Origin of the sequence: Micromonospora sp. NPDC049679 (assembly GCF_040659735.1) — a bacterium.
In the GTDB taxonomy this organism is placed as follows: Bacteria; Actinomycetota; Actinomycetes; order Mycobacteriales; family Micromonosporaceae; genus Micromonospora_I.
The window spans coordinates 28,046-31,130 of the sequence record NZ_JBFANZ010000047.1 but is presented as its reverse complement, the minus strand read 5'-3'; the positions used below and the strand labels follow the sequence as shown (position 1 = coordinate 31,130).

The 3,085-nt window shown below is 70.3% G+C and carries 2 protein-coding genes; one reads left to right on the top strand and one right to left on the bottom strand.

Annotation, left to right across the window (positions count from 1 at the left end; translation table 11 throughout):
• Positions 1-200: 200 nt before the first annotated feature.
• A complete protein-coding gene (locus AB0J06_RS23350) occupies positions 201-866 on the bottom strand; it encodes a hypothetical protein (protein WP_357431298.1) in 666 nt (221 codons plus the stop codon).
• Positions 867-935: 69 nt separating this feature from the next.
• Here AB0J06_RS23350 and AB0J06_RS23345 point away from each other — a divergent pair.
• Positions 936-3,085 (top strand): valine--tRNA ligase (locus tag AB0J06_RS23345; RefSeq protein WP_357431296.1); only part of this gene is annotated, 2,150 nt, incomplete at its 3' end.

Sequence of the window (3,085 nt, the reverse complement as noted above, 5' to 3'; positions counted from 1 at the left end):
GAACAGCGCGCCGATCACGGACATATTCACACGATCGGAGATCACACCACGGGAACATGCCCTTGATCCACGGGGCGGGAGCCCGCGGCCCGGTGGAGCGGCGAGGGAGTCCGGGCCGCTGAGCCGGGAGGGCGGGAGCCGGGAGCCGGGAGCCCTGTGGAGCATATGGGTGGAGTGTGTGGGCCGCCCTTTGGGCTCGGTCAGGAGCGGTGTTGCACGGCGCCGCGGATGTCGCGTAGCAGGCTGCCCGCATCCGCCGGGCTCCGGCCGGGGAACATGGCGATCGCGACACTGCCGTGGTCGGCCCACCCGCAGACCGCGAGATCGCCGTCCCCCGTCGACGTCGTGCCGCACTTCATCACGCCGCCCAGGTCGCCCGCGGCCACCTCGTGCAGACCCGTCACGGCGCCGGAGTCATCGGCGACGACGTCGAACAGGTCGTCGAGGTCCCGTTCCGGTGACCACAGCAGCGTGGTGCCGCCGAAGATCAGGATGCTCCGGCGCGAGTCGGCCGGATCCGCGTAGACCGCGCCCACGCTCCGGTCGAGGTTGATCCGGGCCGCAAAGGCGCTGCGCAGGTAGTCCGCCGTCGCCCGGGCCCGTTCACTCTCGTCGAGCGTGAGACCGGCGGCCCGGGCCGGCGTCTCCAACGTGGCGTCCTTCTGCTGGGCGACCCGCCAACCAACCGAACCCAGCAGGCCGGCTCCGACGAGGCCGACCGCGAGCAGCGAGCCGAGGAGGATCTTGGCGCGCCGTGAGCGGCGAGGTTTCGGCTCGTCATCGCCGGGGCCGCGGGGTGGTGGTGTGACGTCGATCGGCTCCGGGTCGACCGCCGGGCGGCCGGCGAAGATCTCGTCGTCGGGCATAGCCGACACCGTACGGCAATCGGTGGTGGGGCACGCGGGCGCTCGACCGCCGCTCCGTAGACTCTACGGGTGACCGAGACACCGCAGACCCACAGCGACGCAGCCCCGACCCTTCCGGCCCAGTACCAGCCTGGCGAGGTAGAGCAGCGACGGTACGAGCAGTGGGTATCGGCGGGGTATTTCCGGGCGGATCCCGACAGCGGCAAGCCGCCGTTCACCATCGTCATCCCGCCGCCGAACGTGACCGGTTCGCTGCATGTCGGGCACGCGCTCGACCACACCATCCAGGACTCGCTGATCCGTCGGAAGCGGATGCAGGGCTTCGAGGCGCTCTGGATGCCGGGCATGGACCACGCCGGCATCGCGACGCAGAACGTCGTCGAGCGGCAGCTCGCCGCGCAGGGCCTGTCCCGCCACGACCTGGGTCGCGAGAAGTTCGTCGACCGGGTGTGGCAGTGGAAGGCGGAGTCGGGCGGCGCGATCCTCGGCCAGATGCGCCGACTGGGCGACTCGGTCGACTGGGAGCGCGAGCGGTTCACGATGGACGAGGGGCTCTCCCGCGCCGTACAGACGATCTTCAAGCGGCTCTACGACGACGGCCTGATCTACCAGGCGGAGCGCATCATCAACTGGTGCCCGCGTTGCCTCACCGCGCTCTCCGACATCGAGGTGGAGCACTCCGACGACGATGGCGAGCTGATTTCGATCCGCTACGGCGACGGGCCGGGCGCGATCGTGGTGGCGACCACCCGGGCCGAGACGATGCTCGGTGACACGGCGGTGGCGGTGCACCCGGACGACGAGCGCTACAAGCACCTGGTCGGCACGGAGGTGGAGCTTCCGTTGACCGGTCGGCGCATCCCGATCGTCGCCGACGAACACGTCGACCCGGCGTTCGGGACGGGCGCGGTCAAGGTCACCCCGGCGCACGACCCCAACGACTTCGAGATCGGCCAGCGTCACGGGCTGCCGAGCCTGGCGGTGATGGACGAGCGCGGTGTGGTGACCGTGCACGGGCCGTTCGAGGGACTGGACCGGTTCGAGGCGCGGCCGGCGATCGTCGACGCGCTGCGTGAGCAGGGGCGCGTCGTGGCCGAGAAGCGGCCGTACGTGCACGCCGTGGGGCACTGTTCGCGGTGCAAGACGACGGTGGAGCCGCGCCTGTCGCTGCAGTGGTTCGTCAACACCGGGCCGCTGGCCAAGGCGGCCGGCGACGCGGTGCGCGACGGTCGGGTGGCGATCGAGCCGGCGGAGCTCTCCAAGCGCTATTTCGCCTGGGTCGACAACATGCACGACTGGTGCATCTCCCGGCAGCTCTGGTGGGGTCACCGCATCCCGGTCTGGTACGGCCCGAACGGCGAGGTGGTCTGCGTCGGGCCGGATGAGCAGCCGCCTTCCGGCGAGGGCTGGCGCCAGGACGAGGACGTCCTGGACACCTGGTTCTCCAGCGCGCTCTGGCCGTTCTCCACGCTGGGCTGGCCCGAGCAGACGGCCGAGCTGGCGAAGTTCTACCCGACCAGCGTGCTGGTGACCGGCTACGACATCCTCTTCTTCTGGGTCGCCCGGATGATGATGTTCGGCCTGTACGCGATGGACGGGGTACAGCCCTTCAACGTCGTCGCCCTGCACGGCATGGTGCGTGACCAGTACGGCAAGAAGATGTCCAAGTCGTTCGGGAACGTGGTCGACCCGCTGGACTGGATCGAGCGGTTCGGCGCGGACGCGACCCGCTTCACGCTGGCCCGCGGTGCCAACCCCGGCTCGGACGTGCCGGTGAGCGAGGAGTGGTGCCAGGGCTCGCGCAACTTCTGCAACAAGCTCTGGAACGCCACCCGCTTCGCCCTGATGAACGGCGCGACGGTCGCCGGCGAGCTGCCCGACGCCACCGAGTTGTCGACGGTCGACCGGTGGATCCTCTCCCGGCTGGAGCACGTGATCGCCGAGGTGGACGAGCAGTTCGAGGGGTACGAGTTCGCGAAGATGTGCGACACCCTCTACCACTTCGCGTGGGACGACGTCTGCGACTGGTACGTCGAGCTGACCAAGCCGACGCTCGCGGGCGGTGGGCCGGCGGCGGAGGCGACCCGGCGGGTGCTGGGGCACGTTCTGGACCAGCTGCTGCGTCTGCTGCACCCGGTCATCCCGTTCGTGACCGAGGAGCTCTGGACGGCGCTGACGGGCGGCGAGACGGTGGTCACCGCCGCCTGGCCGGTCGCGGA